This window comes from Paenibacillus sp. JNUCC 35 (genome assembly GCF_058269095.1).
In genome coordinates this window covers 795877-812313 of sequence record NZ_CM177771.1, presented here as the reverse complement: position 1 = coordinate 812313, position 16437 = coordinate 795877, and the positions used below count along the sequence as shown (strand labels likewise).

The window sequence follows — 16437 nt, the reverse complement described above, 5'->3', positions numbered from 1 at the left end:
GATGAATCCTCATCTACTCGTTTAAATAAGTTGTCACTCGGTTCTGAATCAGTTTGGCCACTTCTTCCGCCGGCTTCTGGCCGCTGAAATAGGCCGGGGACTCCTCGTTGATAATGGACAGCACTTTCATATCGAAGGCGGAGTAGCTGTCGGCTTTTTGAATAAGCTCTTTATACAGGCTAAATTGTTCATCGGATACGTTCGCCGTTTTTCCTGTCGGAAGCTCAAACGTTCCGGCTTTCACCTGCTTCTGAATCTCATCGAGCTTTTTATCGTTCACTTCTTTAAGCAGGGAGAATCCTTTCAGATCCTGCAGAGATTGCACGTCTTTAGAGTACAGGAAGGAAAGGAACGTCCACGCTTCCGCTTTAACCGGGGATTTGGCCTGTACCCCAAACTCGTCGGCCGGAATGATCCGGATCCCCCCTTTTTTGCCCTCGGCATGCGGCTTCTGGAGCAGCTTCGGATCGGAGAAATACACGTACGGCTTTGCGACCAAATCTTGAAGCGTGAGAAAAGCGGACGAATAAAATAAGGCGGTTTCTCCTTCCGCAATTTCACTTGTCATGACTTTCTCGTCGTACATTTTCTTGATGGACTTCAACAAATCCGTGAAGGAATTCGAATCGAACTTCGCTTTCATAGTGGCCGGATCGACAAGTTCCCCGTAACGATCCATGATGATCTCCTGCAGAATTACTCCCGGGTCGTCCGCGAAAACGGGCCGCTTCGCTTTGCCGCCTCCCCCGTCCTTCTCCATCACCTTTCTCGCCGTTTCTTCAAACTGATTCCACGTCCAGTTGGCATCGTCGATTTTGACATTCGCCTTCTTAATCGAATCGCCGTCTCCTATGTAGGTTCTCAAGTAGAAAGAGGTGGGGATCGTGTATAACCCGCCGTCCTTTTTCTTCAATCCGTCCAGAATGTTCAGGTTCATTTCTTCCTTTTTCAAGGATTTGTCCTGGTCGAACATTTCGTTCAGGTTTACGAGAAGTTTGCCGTGCACATATTTATCGACGGGCAGATCGCTTAATTCCACAATATCCGGGCCCTTACCCGACAGTAAGGCCGTGTTCGTCGTCTTCACGTACTTCTCGAAATCCCCGCCTCCCCATTGCTCGCCCGGCTGCTTATAGGACTGAATCTGTACATCGATGTCCGGGTATTTCTCCTCAAATTTCTTCTCGATCACCTGGAAGAACGGATCGGGATTTTTTAAGGACAAGGTCACGACGGTTTTCCCTTCTTTGCTTTTCGATTTCTCTTTATTCGAAGTCCCTCCGGCTTTCCCGCTTCCCCCGGCTCCGCAAGCACTGGTTGCAAGCGCCGCACAAATTAACACGACCCATGCCTGTTTTCTCATCATCTGAAATCCACTCCTCAACCGATTATGGTCTATCGTTATCATGATCGTTTTTTGCAGCTATTCCTTGCTACTGCAGACGAACCCGGTTGTTGTCCTGTAAAGGCTCGCTGCTTTTGAGAATAATGAGATCTTTTTCGTTCAGGCTATCGGATTGAATCACCGTCTCCGAATCATTGGTTTCGCTGGAACGGACGGGGACTCTCCGGACCACGAAAACGTTGCCCAGCGCGCCCTTCTGTTCTTCGATCTTATAAATGAACTTGCCGTCGCGCTCCTGATGGACCGCGTCGATTGAAACCACAAACCCTTGCTGCACGGAACGCTTCGTGAGCTTGACAGCGGCACGCTCGCCGCCTTTCAGCTCCGGGCCTTCCACCTTAATGCGCAGCGACTTCCGCGCAACCGCGCGGACCCCGCTCTCCCCCGCCTCCGAACCGGAAGAACCGGCCGTAAGCGGTTCGGCACCCGCCGTCTCTTCAACGGTGCCCTCCACGAGCCTGTGCTGCTGATCCGGCGTGCCGAGTCCTACCTCGATCTTCGTCCCGGCGGTAATTCCAAGGCTGGTCAGCAGAGCGGCATCGGCGGCAAATTCGAACCGGTACCCCTTGGCGCTGTCCGCGATAATGATCTCAGGCTCTCCTCCCGGTTTAGTTCCCGCGCTGGCATTCACTTTCGTGATCACGCCCTCGAATGGAGCGGCCAGATCCTTCTGATCTGCCAGTTCTTCCCGCAAACCGGTAACTTTGCGCTCCTGCATGCTGATATCGAGCTTGCGCGTCTCCAGCTCCCGGGTAACGCTCCGGACCTTCATTTCATCGCCCTCCGTGGACGCCGCAATGAACTGATCCTGCGCGTTTTGCAGCTCGATCTTCAGCTTTTCCAGCAGCGTGGCTGCGTCCTGCAGCTCCCGTTCGGCGGACTTGCTGTCATAGGTCACCAGCTTCTGCCCTTTCTTCACACGGTCTCCCTCTTTAACGAGGACCGCTTTGACCTTCCAGCCGGCGGGGTTGCTCAGTTTCTCTTCCGCAAGCGGCCGCAGAACCCCGGTTCCTTCGAGTGTATGTACAAGACTTCCATACGCCGCATTCTCTGTTCTCACTTTGGGTAAAGTCAGCGCCTGCAGCGTATTGCTGAATACGGTGAAGAGGATAAGTCCCCCGATGAACAAACCGGAAATGATCCGGATGTTTCTTTTGCGCTTAAGATCTTTACTCGCTTCCTGCTCCATTCCCGAGCTTTCCTCCCCTTGCAGAAGCTACCCTTTGATGCCGGACAATTGAATGCCTTCGATAAAATTCGTCTCCGCGTACAGAAACAGCAGCACCATCGGCGTCATATATAGCATGGATGCGGCGAAAGCGATCCCCTGCTCCCCCTGATTCACCCTCGATAAGTAAACGGAGAGCGGCTGCTTGAACGGATCGTCCAGAAAAATAAGCGGCTGCTCCACCATGTTCCAATAATCGACGAACAACAGGACCGCCAGAGCGGATACACCCGGTTTGACCATCGGAATAAGGATCGTGGAGAAAATCCGCCAATGTCCGGCTCCGTCCATCTTGGCCGCTTCGATATAAGCGTACGGGATGTGCAGCATGTACTGCCGGAGCATGAACACGCCGAAAGCCGCAAAAATTCCGGGCAGTATGATAGCGCCGGGACTGTGGAGCAGCCCCAATTTATCCGCCATGATGTAATTGGGCACCAGCGTCACCTGGAACGGCATGAGCATCGTCAGAACATAAACGAGAAACAAGGTCTCCCTGCCCCGAAAACGGAGCTTGGAGAACGCGTAAGCCGCCAGTGCGGCTACGACCGTCTGACCGGCAATAATGGGGACTACCATGAAAACCGAGTTCCAGAACATCATCAGAAATCTCGGACTGTGAATCAGCACTTCGCCGTACTGTTCCAGCGTGACCAGATCGGGCAGCAGCTTCAGATTGACGAACGCGTTCGCTTCCGAGCCCGCCGTATCGTTCATTTTGCCGATGAGCCCGTAGTTGATCCCGATTTCCCGTTCGGTCATGAGAGAGTTTGTGAAAGTTATCACAATTGGTACTAGTATGATTCCCGCGATAACCGCCAGCATGGCCGTTACCGCCCCTTTTTTCAGCAGCTTTAACCCTTGCAATCTTCTCTCCCCCGCTATTCAAGAAAACTCCGAAAACGGCGTTCCAATGCAAACAGTACTAAAACCAGAAGCAAAATACAGCCCGTCATCAGCGTTGCGGCTGCCGTCAATTTGGGAATATCCAGGGACATGAACATGTTGTTCATATAATGCTGCAGCATGTAGATGCTGTCGTGCGGGTAATCTCCCGCTATCAGGTAGGTTTCACGGAACACCTTGAACGAGTTGATGACGGACATAATCGTGACGAAAAATAGCGTCGAGGTTAAATAGACCAGCGTAATGCTGCGGAATTGGCGAAACGGGCCCGCGCCTTCGATCCTGGCTGTCTCGTAATAATCTTTGGGGATTTGCTGAAGCCCCGCCAGGAATAAAATCATGTTGTAACCGATGTTCTTCCACAGATAGACAGCGATCACGACGCTTCGGGCGGCATCCGTCTTCATCCAATCCACACGCGCCCACTCGAAATGGCCCAGCCAAGCGTTAACCGATCCGTTCCAGTCCAGCAGAATCTGCCAGACGAGAACAATGGAAGCCGCGGGAACGACTAGCGGCAGCACGAAAGCGGTCCGGAGCCATTTCCGGATATAGATGTTTTGATTAAGCAGCACCGCCAGGCTTAACGACAGAAGAATCATTAACGGAACACTGACCAGTGTAAAAGAAGCGGTATTCCGGGCAGCCTTGCGGAACGATTCGCTCGCCAGAAGCTCGCGGTAATGCTCGAAGCCGACGAACCGGTTGTCGGCCGTACTCTCCACGAATGAATCATACACGCCCATGGCAAACGGGATGAGATAGAACATCATGAATCCCAGCGCGCTCGGCGCCAGGAACATCAGAACGGCCGCCGTATCCGTACGGGCGCGTCTAAACATCCCCGGCTTCAACCCGGCACACGAACTGTCGTGGTTGCATACATGGACCGATCCTTTCCCTATTTTTCGGATAAGCAGGGACTGTTCCTTGCTAGTTCCAGAATAGGGAACAATCTTTAAGTAACAAGTAGGGTAAAAATAAAATTTTTCTTAAATCGTTCGCTCAAGGGGCGCCGCAGTCTCGCTTTCCGAATGATTTATCGGCAGCCGAACCTCGAACAGCGTCCGGACCGGATTGCTTTGAACCGAAACGGTGCCGTTATGGCGTTCCACAATGTTCTTCGTGATGAACAAGCCGAGTCCCGTACTTCCCGTCCGATGATTTCGCGCTTGATCCGCCGTGTAAAACATATCGAAAATACGCGGCAGTTCCTCCGGCGGAATGCTGTCCCCGTAGTTGACGACTTGAACCACCACCTCTTCTCCTTCGGACGCCGCGACAACATCGACATATTGGCCATCGCTGCCGTATCGGATGGCGTTCGTCAGCAGATTTTCAAACACGCGGGCAAGCAGCTCCCCATCTCCCCACAGATGCAGCGGCTGATCCGCCTTTATTCTCAGCGTGAGCTGATTTTTCTCGAACATCGGGTACAATTCCTCGTTCAGCTGGATAAGCAGCTCGCCGAGATCGATCCGGTTTCTCTCGACCTTGAGCATGCCGTAATTCATCCGGGTAATTTCAAACAGCTCATCCACAAGCTTCTCCAGTCTCTGAGACTTGCTGAATGCGATCTGAGTAAAGTGCCTGACCTGCTCGGAAGATAACTCCTTGTCCCGCAATATAAAATCCAGATAGCCCAGGACGGAAGTAAGCGGGGTACGCAAATCATGCGCCAGATTGAGCACCAGCTGATCTTTGCTGCTTTCCGCAAAATCCCCCCGGTTTACGGCTTCCTGCAGTTTCTCGCTTGCGCGATTAATGTCTTTGGCGATATCTTCGAATTCATCATTGGAAGCCACGTGAACCCGGCTGTTGAAGTCGCCGCTGGCAAGACGGTGGATTCCGTCCGATATTTCCCGGAAATAGACCGCGTAGGATCTCGTAAAGAAGTAGAAAAACAAAATCGCCATCGGGATAAAAAACAGCAGAAAAAAGTTGATATCGCCGATCTTGTGCAGAAACAGGCGGAAATAAGCGAGCGGGTCTTCAAACTTGACCTGGGTACGGTAATAGATCTGAAGAACTTTATAAATCAGATAGGTAATGAGGCCGGCCAGAACCATGCTTACCCCCAGCAGCAGAATCATTTTGGTCCGGAAGCTCCGTATCATTTTAGGCATTGAATGTGTACCCTACTCCCCAGATCGTTTTAATCAATTTGTTCTTATTTACATCTTCTCCGAGCTTTTTGCGGAGTGTGCGGATATGCACCATGACCGTATTCCCGCCTTCATAGTACGCGCCTCCCCATACCTGCTGGAAAATATTTTCCACGCTGAACACTTTCTTCGGGTATTTCGCCAGAAGATACAAAATATCGAATTCCTTCGGGGTTAATTCGATCAGATTTCCGTACAGGCTGACGGTGCGCTGCTCCGGGTAGATAACCAATCCTCCCGACTCCAGGATCGGTTTGTCGGCGGCGGCCACCTGATTCAATTGCAAAAACCGGCGCAGGTGGGCATTCACGCGCGCGACCAGCTCCATCGGGTTAAACGGCTTCGTGATATAATCGTCCGCGCCTCTTACAAGACCCGAGATTTTATCAAGGTCCGTCGTTTTGGCGCTCAAAAAAATAATCGGCATATTGTGTTTCTCCCGGATTTGGTGAGTCACTTCGTAACCGTCCATTTTCGGCATCATAATATCCAGAATCGCCAAATCTATCGAATGAGACTGAACGGCTTGGAGAGCGTCCTGCCCGTTATGTGCTTTTATGCAGTCATACCCTTCTTTATTGAGATGCATCTCTATTAAATCCGCAATTTCGACTTCATCATCGGCTATCAATATGGTGATGCGCTTCATTCGACCCTCTCCTGTACCCATCGACTTTTTCATGGCGGCGAATAGCTTAAATCCCAGGTTTTCTTAAGTAGTCCCGCTCCACAATCATACTCATTTTTTCCCAGTAATCCCAGGCCATTATGAGTGCGGCGGAAAATTTCATAGTGAATCGTAACTATTTTGAAAGTTTTTCTTAGGAAGAAGTTAAGTTTTAGGCCCCATACTATTAGACAGCTGAAGCCTCGCGAGAATTGAGAGGAGAACCATTATTTATGAACTTGAAAACGATCTTTCTGGGTGGAACTGCCCTTGCTATTATACTGGTTCTGGCCTGGAATTCCCTGACTCTTACCCGGCACCGCGAAGCCTTGCCCGTACCTGACTCGGTTGTATCCAAACCCGTTGTATCCGAACCGGCTGCCGGCAAAACGGATAAGAAACAGCTTTTGAACGAGTCCATAGAAGGGGAAGCCGCCGTCCTGATGGATGCCGAAACCGGAAAAATTTTATTCGGGAAAAATAAAGACCTCCGCCTCTATCCGGCAAGCACGACTAAAATCGTAACGGCGCTGGTCGCCCTCGAAAAAGGCGGTCTCCGGGACCCGGTCACCGTCGGTGATGAAGTCCGTTTAAAGACTAAGGGAGAAAGCACGGCGGGATTGGAGGAGGGACAAAGCCTTACGCTCCGGGACCTGATCGTTGCCATGATGCTGCCCTCGGGCAACGATGCGGCCAGGACGGTCGCCCGCTATATTGCGGAGAAAGACAGCGGCCGCAAGCTCTCCGCGCAGGAGAGCATCGATTATTTTGCCGGGCTGATGAACGCGAAGGCCTCCAAGCTCGGCGCCAAAAAGAGCCATTTTACGAATCCGCACGGGCTGCACGATCCGGGGCATTATACGACTGCGGGCGATATGGCTCTACTGGGCCGCGAAGCCATGAAGAACAAAGTGTTCAGCTCCATCGTCAGCGAACCTAAGGAGGCGGTCGCCGTATCGTCCGGTTCCCGGACTTACGTTAACCGCAATCAGCTTCTTCAGGAAGAAAGCGAATTTTATGTGCAGGGTGTAAACGGGGTGAAGACAGGCTTTACGGATGAGGCCGGTTATTGTCTCGTATCTTCGGCAATTCTGAACGGAAAGAAATTTATCGGCGTCGTGCTTCATTCGAGCTCGGGCGGAGTCTACACGGATACCCGCTCCCTTCTGGGGTATGCGGGGAACGGATAGATCCGGCCGCCGGCCGCCTGTATCGCGCAGTAAACCTTGATGGTCAGGCAGCTGCCATAAGCGTATATAAGATCCGCCCGGGACTCTGCTTTCCGGGCGGATCTTTTGGGTCAGGCTACAACTTCGCTCCGGCTTACCGCACATGACCCGCTTTGCCGGAATCTGCGAGTAAGGCTCCGTTCAAGCGGTACTTTTCCCCCGTTTCATTCATGTTAGCTCGCTCATCTTAACGATTTCTAACTTAATTATTAAGATTAACTATGAAGAAACTAACATTATAGTTAACATTTAAAGTCAACTTGTGGGCTGCTTTTGCTCCACTAGAATTCTCCTTGCGCCGGAATCAATACCGATTTTCTCACGCAAGAAGTGATTTGAGGGATTCAAAAGTGCATTTCATCCAAAAATGATCTATACAAAGTTCAAAAATTATATCATGCTTAGATAGGGTCCCAGAATAAGGGAATGGAGCTGAGGGGTGCATCTTATGTACAGAGTAGCCATTTGCGACGATGAGGAAAAACAAAGAGAGCTTGTTAAAAACATCCTGATCGCTTTGTCGATAAAATCCAATATAGAATTTGAAATCGAATTATTCAGCTCGGGCGAGCAGCTCTCAGCCTATTATGAGCGCCAGGAAACCCCGTTCCATATTTTACTGTTGGATGTTGAAATGGGTGGGATTAACGGCATTCAAACCGCCCGAAGAATAAGAGAGTTAAATAACCTGGATGAACAAATTATTTTTCTGACCAGCTATCCCGAATATATGGTAGAAAGTTTTGACGTCATGACCTTCCAGTATTTGATTAAACCCGTCGCCCAGAGGGTCCTGGAAGAGAAAATCATCAAGCTGTGCCAATACTTCCAAGCCCTTGATAAAAAATTTATGGTCATCAAGTCGGCCTATGACGAAGTCGTTATCAAATACGATGACCTCATTAGTATCGAAGCTGCCAAAAGCTTAACCATAAAAAGCAAGCTGCATTTTACGACCGTTAATCAAACCTATGAAAGCAAAGGAACCATTTTAGATTATGCTCTTGCCTTAAAAGATCATAAATTTCTGCAAATCCACCGATCCATTATTATTAACCTGCTTCATGTAAGGAAATTTGCCCAGGGAGTTGTTCTCATGTCCAATGGCATGGAATTACCCATAGGCCGTTCTAAAGTTAAAGAGGTTAAAGATGTATACACCAAATTTATGATTATGAAGGTCGATGGCTATGATTCAAACTAATTTGCCCATCTTCTTTAGCATGGTGGTTGTAATGGCCGTCCAAATTAATTTTTTCTTCAACTCGGTTTTCGATAAAACCACGCAAAAACGCAACCGTTTCATTTACTTTCTTATCTTCGGACTGCTCGATTACCTGTACCTCGTTACTTCCTTATCGCCTGCGTTATCTTCGATTGTATCCTTGCTTCTCATATTTACTATTGCGTACTCTTATCAAGTGGAATTTAGAATGAAACTCATTTTTTCCCTGCTTTACGGCGTTTTGATGTCTATCTCTAATACGATCTCCCTTTATATTTTATATACGCTGGATAACATTGAATTTGACACCCTAGACCTTGTAACTCAGTCCGCCGCTCAAATTTCCTACACGAAGCTTATTTTCCTCAGTTGCATGATCATGTTCGTCGTCATTCAGATTATACGACTCATTGCCAAACGCAGAAGCTTCTCTTTGCCTTATCGTTACTACGTCCTATTCTTGGTAATTCCGCTCCTAAGTTTCTATCACCTGAATATTCTAACGTATAAGAGCTTCTATTCTTTCCTTTCCGCCATCGGCTTTCTTTTCTTAAACGTGATGATTATCTATATTTTTGATACGATTATGGATAAATTTAAATTCATGCACGAGAACGCCCAGCTCCAGCAGCAGATGGACTATCAGGATGCGAATTACGAGAAAGTCGTTCACAGCTTCAAATCCATCAAACGAATCATTCACGATACGAACCAACAGTTTTTATATATCGAAGAGTGTATTAAGCGAAATGAGCCGACGGCGGCAGTGGAACATATTAAAACGACCTTAAACAAAGTCGAGGGAGCCTATCAAAGGGTGAATACGGGAAATCTGGTTATAGACGCCCTTGTCACCAATACACTCGATATCGGGCAAGCCAATGGGATAAGAATCGATACCAAGCTTAACCTGCGCTCTCAAGAAATCCCGATTGACCGTTACGACTTATGTGTGGTTATGGGAAATATGCTGGATAACGCAATTGAAGCTTCCAAACATATTAAGATCGCGGAAGACAGGTACATTCTTATCAAAATACATGCGACTGAGTCTGCCCTTCTCATTCACATCTTGAACCATATGGAGAAGGAAGACGCCCGCTTGCACAGCCAGAAACCAGACCCGGAATTTCATGGGATCGGATTAACCAATATCGCCAGAATTTGCGACAAGTACGGCGGTCATATGACCCTTGAAACGAAACATAAACAATTCAATAATATGGTTCTCCTGCCCTTCTTAACGAACAATCCCTAGACAACATGTTGTTTAGGGATTGTTTTTTTCGTTTCAGGGCGTTTTTCTATCCATCCACTATTTTCCATATATGATTAATTGAGCAAGTAAATTTCATACTGAATCGCAAGGAGGAAGTATTCATGAAGAAGATGGTTTCCGTATTGATGACCGCCGTGTTTTTGGCTGTACCGGTCGCCCCCGCTTTAGCTCAAACGACTGAGGATCCCGTTAAAGAGAAGGCGAAGGCGCTGGCCACGCGGATCGTATCCGACTATGGGGCAAGCGGGATACAATATGCGATCAGGGATCACGGATCCGTTGTTCTATCCGGCAGCGCAGGTGTAAAAGATAAAGCTGCCAATAGCCCGGTAACGAAGGACACGATGTTCGGAATAGGTTCTATAAGTAAAGTGTACGCAACGGCTGCAGCGATGAAGCTCGCGGATACCAATCAGATTGAACTCGATAAACCGCTGACCACGTATTTGAAAGACTTTAAGATGGCCGATGAACGATACAAAAAAATTACACCGCGCATGTTGATGAATCATTCTTCGGGACTTTACGGCAGTCACTATGAGAATGGCTTTTTGTTCGATGACAACGATACGAAAACGCATGATGAATTATTGGCCAAATTGCGATCCGAACACTTAAAGGCAGACCCCGGCGAATTTTCGGTCTATTGCAACGATGGTTTCCAGCTGCTTGAAATCTTGGTTGAACGTATAAGCGGATTAAGTTACAGCGAATTTCTTAAAACCCATTTTAGCAAACCTCTCGATTTAAGCTCTACCAAAACACCGCGCGATACATTTGATAGAACCAAGCTTGCAAAAACATATGCGCCTGAGATCGATCAGGCTTTGCCTGTAGAAAATGTCAATCTCATCGGGACGGGTGGCATTTACTCCACGGCTGAAGAAGTAAGCAAGTTCGGCGATGTCCTAATCGGTAACCGGACGGATATTTTATCCGAGAAGTCGACCAAGGCTATGCAAAGTCATGAGTATAGAAAAGGTGTGTGGGTATCGGAAGAGTCAAATATCTTCAATTATGGTCTTGGCTGGGACGCTGTCAAGTTAGCCCCTTTCGATGATTACGGAATCACGGCATTATCCAAAGGCGGAGACACGCAAATGTATCACGCGACTTTGACAGCCCTGCCGGAACATGATATTTCTATAGCGGTACTTTCGTCAGGAGGGGCCTCAATCCACAATAGTATTATGGCATCGAATATTTTACTGGAATACGTAAAAACGAAAGGCATCATTAAAGAGATTTTGCCTGAAAAAACATTCCCGCCGGCTGCGAAAGTGGATATGCCTTTGGAACTAGAAGCTTACTCCGGATTATACGGTGCTACGGATAAAACGGTAAATCTCGAGATCAAGAACGGAGAGATTGCTTTACCCGCTATTGGAGGGTTAATCCCGCCTCAAAAATTTGTCTATACGGGCAAGGGACAATTCAAAAACAAAGAGGGGAATCTTACCGTAAGCTTCGACCGGGCGAAGAATGGAAAAACGTATTTGAAATTTAACGGGTACCTGAGATTCCCTGGATTAGGTCAAATGGTTATGGCTACGTATGAATATCAAAGGCTGGACCGCAATCCTCTGGACCCTGCAACCCGAAAGGCTTGGGAACAAAGAAACGGAAAGCGTTACTTCGCCTTAGATGAAAAAATCACTTCCGTCGGTTATGGAAACCAAGCGCTTTTGACCAAGGAAATAACGGTTGATGCCGATTACGGATACGCCTCCGGCACTAAAATTGTGAACCCGAATAAAGCCGTCAACGTAATTGCTGTTCCAATCATGAACGGCAGAGACGTATTTGACTTGAATTTTTCTAAAAAGAACCATCAAGAATATTTAACAATCACTGGACAATCGTATATCCGTGAAGATGCGATCCAGCCCTTCTTCCAAGGGAACTCGGAAACTCGCAGCATACCATCTAACGGTCAAGCCGTATGGTACAAGATTGATAAACAATCGGCCGGACGGACGTTAACCGTTAAGGCTCCGGCAAGCGGAGGATTCGCCGTTTATGACGCGAAAGGAAAGCTTGTGAACTTCTCAAAAATAAGCAAAAATTATTCGGCCGTACTGCCGGATGGCGGGCTGATCGTTTTCGGCGGCAATGCAGGCGATGTATTTAAAATTGATTGGAAGAATAAATAAAACGAGATAGCAAAGAAACCAGGCAGCGGACCGCTGCCTGGTTTCTTCGTTTCTTTCTGAAATTCACGATCAACGGCAAATACGTTATAAGATTCTGTCATCGCAAACCTTGAGGTGGATTTGCACCCCCTACCAATGGCAGAATATGTTGCTGGTCTAAAGACCAGCGGCTTATGATTGTCTTAGACTGCCGCTGCTTTATTGTGCTATATTCTCCCGTTAAAACCAGAACGTCTACGTCGATAATATTGTCTTCGTATTCACTAGTTCCATATCCATAAACACATCCGCTCTTACATAGGGCATGGGCCCGATCCGCTCGACAGGAACGTGCTTGAATCCAACCGATTCATAAAGATGAACGGCGTTCGGTAGCTTGGTGCTGCTGCCCAAAAACAGCGATGTTGCGCCAAGCCCACGTGCGTGGTTAATGGCGGCATGAATGATCTTCCGTCCGTATCCGCGCCCCCGCAACTCGGGTGTAACGCTCATCTTCGAGAGCTCGAACACGCCAGCCCCAGTCGGCACGAGTGCAACGCATCCGACGATCGAATCGCCATCGCGTGCGATGAGTACTTCTCCTCCTCTGTTCATGATGTTCTCCACCGGGTTATCGAGGATGACCCGGTCCGCCTCTTCGATGGTGAAGATTCGGGCGATCCATTCCTCGTTAAGTGTTTTGAAAGCCAGAGCTTCTTCGAGCGTCTGCATCGAAGTGATCGTGAGCACTGTTTCATGCATGCTATGTTCCTCCTCTTGTTAACCTGCCGTTTATTTGTATTCCATTACATCGTCGCATACAGCATCAGTCCTGTCGTCAAATAAACAGCGAGTCATTGAAGCCATTGCCGCTCGTTTCATGGGTATGTCCTGCGGGTCTACCTGCCTTGTGCTTTATCGCCCCTTAATGTCATACAAGTGCTTGAGGCATGAGCGATGAGTTTCCCGTTCTCGTCAGTAATATTGCATTGGATGAACCCAATTGTTTGTCCCCGCTTATACAGCGTAGCATGGGCCTTTATTTTGGCGTTCCACACAGGTCTAAAAAAGTTTACTTTCATCTCGATCGTGGTGAAGCTTTCGTCTTCTTGCAAGGTAGATCCGTAGGCAATTCCCATGGCCATGTCGGCAAGAATGCCGATGATGCCGCCGTTGCATGTGCCTTGCGGATTCGCATGTTGTTCCGAAGCCTGCATTTCATACGTGGCCTCGCCTTCTTCTACGCTAATTAGCTTCAGTCCCATAAGGCGCTCAACGGGAGACTGCTTCGATTCTCCGTTCAGCACATTCCGATAATGATCAAGAATGGTCATTTTGCATATTCACCTGCATCTTTCCTCGTCTCTGCGTCAAATTATTAACCACCAGCGCGATGATCACGATGAAGGTCCCTGCCAACTGTAACCTTCCGACTTCAACGCCCTGGAGGGCACTGATCGTGACTGTCGTAACAGGGACGATGTTCATAAATAGCATGCCGTTCTCCGGCTTCAAAATTTTATTGCCGACGTTCCATGTGAACACGGCAAGTACGCCTGCAATCAGGATCATATACAGTAGTTCCGACCCTACGCTTCCGATCCTCTCCGCACTTGGCATCGTCAAGGCTCCGAAAACCGTTGCCGACAGCACGATTAAAATATTCATCAAGGATCCGAAGCATGTTGTCAGAGCGGTGTAGCGAAGCGGCGACCAGCCTACAAATCGACTGCCACCCATCATATAAATGACCCAGCATAGAGCACCGAGCATAATCAGCAGACTGGCGCCAATGTGCTCTTTAATTTGAACGATTAGGGAGGGATCTCCATTCGTTATGACCAGCATTGCGCCTGAAAGCGCAATGAAAATTGAAATAAAAGTAGATAGATTGGGTTTACTTTTATGCACAGCCCAATTTACGCATGTCGTCATTAGTGGCATTAATGCCATGATAACGGAGGCAACGATTGCGCCTGACGGTCCGCTGAGCTTCTGTCCGACAAAGGTAAGAAAGCCGAATCCCGAAAACCCTACAGCGCCAAAAAATAGTAACTTCCATGATTCCCCCTCCAATCGGAGAGCGTTCTTCCCTTCGAAAACGATCAGCATTCCCAAAAGAATGAGGCCTGCCCATATGTAGCGAATCGTCGTGAAATAGAACGGATCGAGAACCTTCAAGGCAACTTGCATGACGGGAAACATGCCCCCCCACGCCAGCACAGGAATCAAACAATAGATGATACCCTTTAATAAAGTGTTTCTGTTCATTCCTCAAACCTTCTTTCATGAGCTATGTAAATTTTCCGACAGAATTGATCAGCCCCCTTTTTTCCATCATAAACGAAGGTGAATAGAACAGATCGATAGGACCAGAACAGAAGGATGGAACTTCCTGTATAATAGAGACACACACTAGTGCGTATTTCGGGTGAATGGGTCTGGGGGCAAAACATATGAAAAAAACAGTTCTTTCAAGCAAATATGCAGGCAAACTGTTTGAACAAATCTATGACTATATTCTGGATCGAATCCGTCGCGGAGAATGGAAGCCGCATGAGAAGCTCCCCTCCATCCGCTCGCTGGCGATGGAATTCAATGTGCATCGACTAACGGTCTATAAAGCCTATCAGCTGCTAAAGGAAAATCGGATCGTTGAAGCGAAGGACAAATCCGGCTATTATGTGAGACCGAACGGTGGTAGTCTTCCTGCGGATTCGCTGCATGATCCGATCATTTCTGCTTACGTGCATGAAAGCCATCTTTCTGAAATTCATCAGGTGCAAGCCGAATATGTACTGTCAAAATCGCTGCTCGACCCGAACCTGCTCCCTAATCTTTATTTTTCGGAATATGTGAAGCAAGTGTTCGATTTGTATCCCAAAATGCTCGGCACCTACTTTACCGTGCAAGGAGACCAGGAGCTGCGAGATGCGTTGTGCCGTTACTTTACGGATTGCCACCGGTTTCACTTGTCTGCAGACGAATTATTGATCACATGCGGATCGCAGGAGGCCATGGATTTGGTTGCCAGAGCACTGGTCAAGCCGAGAGATGCCGTTATGTTGGAGCGTCCTACTTACAGCACGGCGATTGATATTTTCAGAAGACAAGGCGCGGTTATCGTTCCGGTCGAGATCCACCCGTACGGCTACGATCTGGAGCAGGTGGAGAAGCTGATGCAAGCCTACAAGCCGCGGCTGTTTTATCTAAATCCCACCTTTCAAAGTCCAACAGGCTATATCGTACCCGCCGAACAAAGGAAAAGGCTCGTTGAGCTTGCCGAGAGGTATCAATGTCTGCTATTAGAGGACGATCCTTACCGCGACATATATTTTGGTGAAGAGCCGCCACGGCCTCTTTTTGCTTACGATACGGCAGGATGGGTCATTTATCTTCGCAGCTTCAGCAAATATATCGCTCCCGGCCTCGGCATCGCCATCGTTGCGTGCCGCCCTTCCATCATGAACTACCTGATAAAAGCCAAATTGTTGTCGGACAGCGGGACGCCTTTGGTGAATCAGAAAATTTTTCTGCATTATTTTTTCAGCGAGCGGCTGCAGCAGCATATGGAGAAGCTTCGCATTGCGCTTGCGGTCCGCAAGGATATCGTAGAACAGGAATTGTCCGCTACCGACTGGCAGTGGACCTCCCCTGCAGGCGGATTCAACTTATGGGTGAATATTCCAGAAACGGTGGAGATTGAACGTTTACTCAGTACATGCATCAAGCAATCAATTACCTTTGTGCCCGGAGCGATTTGCGATCCGCTCAAGGAGTACAAATCATGGATACGCCTCAGCTATTCCTATCTGAATGAGCAGCTATTGAGAGAAGGCATCCAGAGGCTTGTCGAATTGGCAGACGGGGTTTGAAAGGATGAAAAAATACCACTTCCGGCCTCGCGTTTGCCCAAATTGTACCTGCAAACTGTTCAATTGGATAACAGCGTAGCAAAAGAAAAGAGCGAGCGCTCGTGGAAAAATGACCACGAACCTCGCTCTTTTCTTTTGCTATATCGATGGCTATTTTGTAACCATGACCGCAGTCGATGGTCTCACGCACTTCTATCATTTTTTATCCAAATACTTTAGGAGCCCCAGCTCGTCCGCAGTAGGTCTAAATTTGTTTTATTTTCATTTACACTTTTTGCAACTCCTACGCGTATACAAACTAAGCCGACTCTAAATTGATCAAGTTT

14 protein-coding genes are annotated in these 16437 nt (G+C 48.3%); 5 read left to right on the top strand and 9 right to left on the bottom strand.

The genetic code is table 11. The features are described 5' to 3' along the window. Positions 1-13 precede the first annotated feature (13 nt). The 6 genes from AC2TF6_RS03700 to AC2TF6_RS03675 all read right to left on the bottom strand — a co-directional run bounded on the left by AC2TF6_RS03700 (position 14) and on the right by AC2TF6_RS03675 (position 6353). Positions 14-1366, bottom strand: a complete 1353-nt coding sequence (locus AC2TF6_RS03700; protein WP_491309954.1) for an ABC transporter substrate-binding protein — start codon at positions 1364-1366, stop codon at positions 14-16. Between the two features lie 67 nt (positions 1367-1433). After that, positions 1434-2594 (bottom strand): efflux RND transporter periplasmic adaptor subunit, encoded by a 1161-nt coding sequence (locus tag AC2TF6_RS03695; protein ID WP_491309953.1) that lies wholly within the window; start codon positions 2592-2594, stop codon positions 1434-1436. A gap of 27 nt (positions 2595-2621) precedes the next feature. Then, the gene (locus AC2TF6_RS03690; RefSeq protein ID WP_491311586.1) at positions 2622-3458 is read right to left on the bottom strand and encodes a carbohydrate ABC transporter permease; all 837 of its coding nucleotides are present in this window, start codon (positions 3456-3458) and stop codon (positions 2622-2624) included. A gap of 56 nt (positions 3459-3514) precedes the next feature. After that, complete coding sequence (locus AC2TF6_RS03685; protein ID WP_491309952.1) at positions 3515-4381, bottom strand: carbohydrate ABC transporter permease; 867 nt, start codon at positions 4379-4381, stop codon at positions 3515-3517. Between the two features lie 150 nt (positions 4382-4531). Continuing rightward, positions 4532-5665 carry a sensor histidine kinase gene (locus tag AC2TF6_RS03680; RefSeq protein ID WP_491309951.1) on the bottom strand — a complete coding sequence of 378 codons (1134 nt, stop codon included), beginning with the start codon at positions 5663-5665 and terminating at the stop codon, positions 4532-4534. Then, entirely contained in the window at positions 5658-6353 is a 696-nt protein-coding gene (locus tag AC2TF6_RS03675) for a response regulator transcription factor (RefSeq protein WP_491309950.1), read from the bottom strand. The genes AC2TF6_RS03680 and AC2TF6_RS03675 overlap by 8 nt, the downstream gene beginning before the upstream one ends. Before the next feature lie 251 nt (positions 6354-6604). Here AC2TF6_RS03675 and AC2TF6_RS03670 point away from each other — a divergent pair, with 251 nt between their 5' ends. The 4 genes from AC2TF6_RS03670 (at position 6605) to AC2TF6_RS03655 (ending at position 12257) form a co-directional block, all read left to right on the top strand. Continuing rightward, complete coding sequence (locus AC2TF6_RS03670) at positions 6605-7561, top strand: D-alanyl-D-alanine carboxypeptidase family protein (RefSeq protein ID WP_491309949.1); 957 nt, start codon at positions 6605-6607, stop codon at positions 7559-7561. A gap of 487 nt (positions 7562-8048) precedes the next feature. Continuing rightward, positions 8049-8804 (top strand): LytR/AlgR family response regulator transcription factor, encoded by a 756-nt coding sequence (locus tag AC2TF6_RS03665; protein WP_491309948.1) that lies wholly within the window; start codon positions 8049-8051, stop codon positions 8802-8804. Beyond that, positions 8791-10083, top strand: coding sequence for a GHKL domain-containing protein (locus AC2TF6_RS03660; RefSeq protein WP_491309947.1), 1293 nt, complete (start codon positions 8791-8793; stop codon positions 10081-10083). Before AC2TF6_RS03665 ends, AC2TF6_RS03660 begins: the two co-directional genes overlap by 14 nt. A gap of 122 nt (positions 10084-10205) precedes the next feature. Beyond that, positions 10206-12257 carry a serine hydrolase domain-containing protein gene (locus AC2TF6_RS03655; protein WP_491309946.1) on the top strand — a complete coding sequence of 684 codons (2052 nt, stop codon included), beginning with the start codon at positions 10206-10208 and terminating at the stop codon, positions 12255-12257. Between the two features lie 234 nt (positions 12258-12491). Here the strand turns inward: AC2TF6_RS03655 and AC2TF6_RS03650 are convergent, their stop codons facing one another. The 3 genes from AC2TF6_RS03650 to AC2TF6_RS03640 all read right to left on the bottom strand — a co-directional run bounded on the left by AC2TF6_RS03650 (position 12492) and on the right by AC2TF6_RS03640 (position 14507). Next, positions 12492-12998, bottom strand: a complete 507-nt coding sequence (locus AC2TF6_RS03650) for a GNAT family N-acetyltransferase (protein ID WP_491309945.1) — start codon at positions 12996-12998, stop codon at positions 12492-12494. A 137-nt stretch (positions 12999-13135) separates the two neighbouring features. Further along, a complete protein-coding gene (locus AC2TF6_RS03645) occupies positions 13136-13570 on the bottom strand; it encodes a PaaI family thioesterase (RefSeq protein ID WP_491309944.1) in 435 nt (144 codons plus the stop codon). Then, on the bottom strand, positions 13557-14507 hold the full coding sequence (locus tag AC2TF6_RS03640; RefSeq protein WP_491309943.1) for a DMT family transporter: 951 nt from the start codon (positions 14505-14507) through the stop codon (positions 13557-13559). The genes AC2TF6_RS03645 and AC2TF6_RS03640 overlap by 14 nt, the downstream gene beginning before the upstream one ends. Positions 14508-14692: 185 nt before the next feature. On the opposite strand from AC2TF6_RS03640, the gene AC2TF6_RS03635 reads away from it, so the two are divergent. Continuing rightward, positions 14693-16111: an aminotransferase-like domain-containing protein gene (locus AC2TF6_RS03635; RefSeq protein ID WP_491309942.1), complete on the top strand. Its 1419-nt coding sequence runs from the start codon at positions 14693-14695 to the stop codon at positions 16109-16111. Positions 16112-16437 lie beyond the last annotated feature (326 nt).

Coding starts and splice junctions, on each gene's coding strand:
- AC2TF6_RS03655 (WP_491309946.1), top strand. CDS start 10,206: ATGAAGAAGATGGTTTCCGTATTGATGACCGCCGTGTTTTTGGCTGTA.
- AC2TF6_RS03695 (WP_491309953.1), bottom strand. CDS start 2,594: ATGGAGCAGGAAGCGAGTAAAGATCTTAAGCGCAAAAGAAACATCCGG.
- AC2TF6_RS03645 (WP_491309944.1), bottom strand. CDS start 13,570: ATGACCATTCTTGATCATTATCGGAATGTGCTGAACGGAGAATCGAAG.
- AC2TF6_RS03640 (WP_491309943.1), bottom strand. CDS start 14,507: ATGAACAGAAACACTTTATTAAAGGGTATCATCTATTGTTTGATTCCT.
- AC2TF6_RS03675 (WP_491309950.1), bottom strand. CDS start 6,353: ATGAAGCGCATCACCATATTGATAGCCGATGATGAAGTCGAAATTGCG.
- AC2TF6_RS03665 (WP_491309948.1), top strand. CDS start 8,049: ATGTACAGAGTAGCCATTTGCGACGATGAGGAAAAACAAAGAGAGCTT.
- AC2TF6_RS03660 (WP_491309947.1), top strand. CDS start 8,791: ATGATTCAAACTAATTTGCCCATCTTCTTTAGCATGGTGGTTGTAATG.
- AC2TF6_RS03700 (WP_491309954.1), bottom strand. CDS start 1,366: ATGATGAGAAAACAGGCATGGGTCGTGTTAATTTGTGCGGCGCTTGCA.
- AC2TF6_RS03670 (WP_491309949.1), top strand. CDS start 6,605: ATGAACTTGAAAACGATCTTTCTGGGTGGAACTGCCCTTGCTATTATA.
- AC2TF6_RS03650 (WP_491309945.1), bottom strand. CDS start 12,998: ATGCATGAAACAGTGCTCACGATCACTTCGATGCAGACGCTCGAAGAA.
- AC2TF6_RS03690 (WP_491311586.1), bottom strand. CDS start 3,458: ATGCTGGCGGTTATCGCGGGAATCATACTAGTACCAATTGTGATAACT.
- AC2TF6_RS03635 (WP_491309942.1), top strand. CDS start 14,693: ATGAAAAAAACAGTTCTTTCAAGCAAATATGCAGGCAAACTGTTTGAA.
- AC2TF6_RS03685 (WP_491309952.1), bottom strand. CDS start 4,381: ATGTTTAGACGCGCCCGTACGGATACGGCGGCCGTTCTGATGTTCCTG.
- AC2TF6_RS03680 (WP_491309951.1), bottom strand. CDS start 5,665: ATGCCTAAAATGATACGGAGCTTCCGGACCAAAATGATTCTGCTGCTG.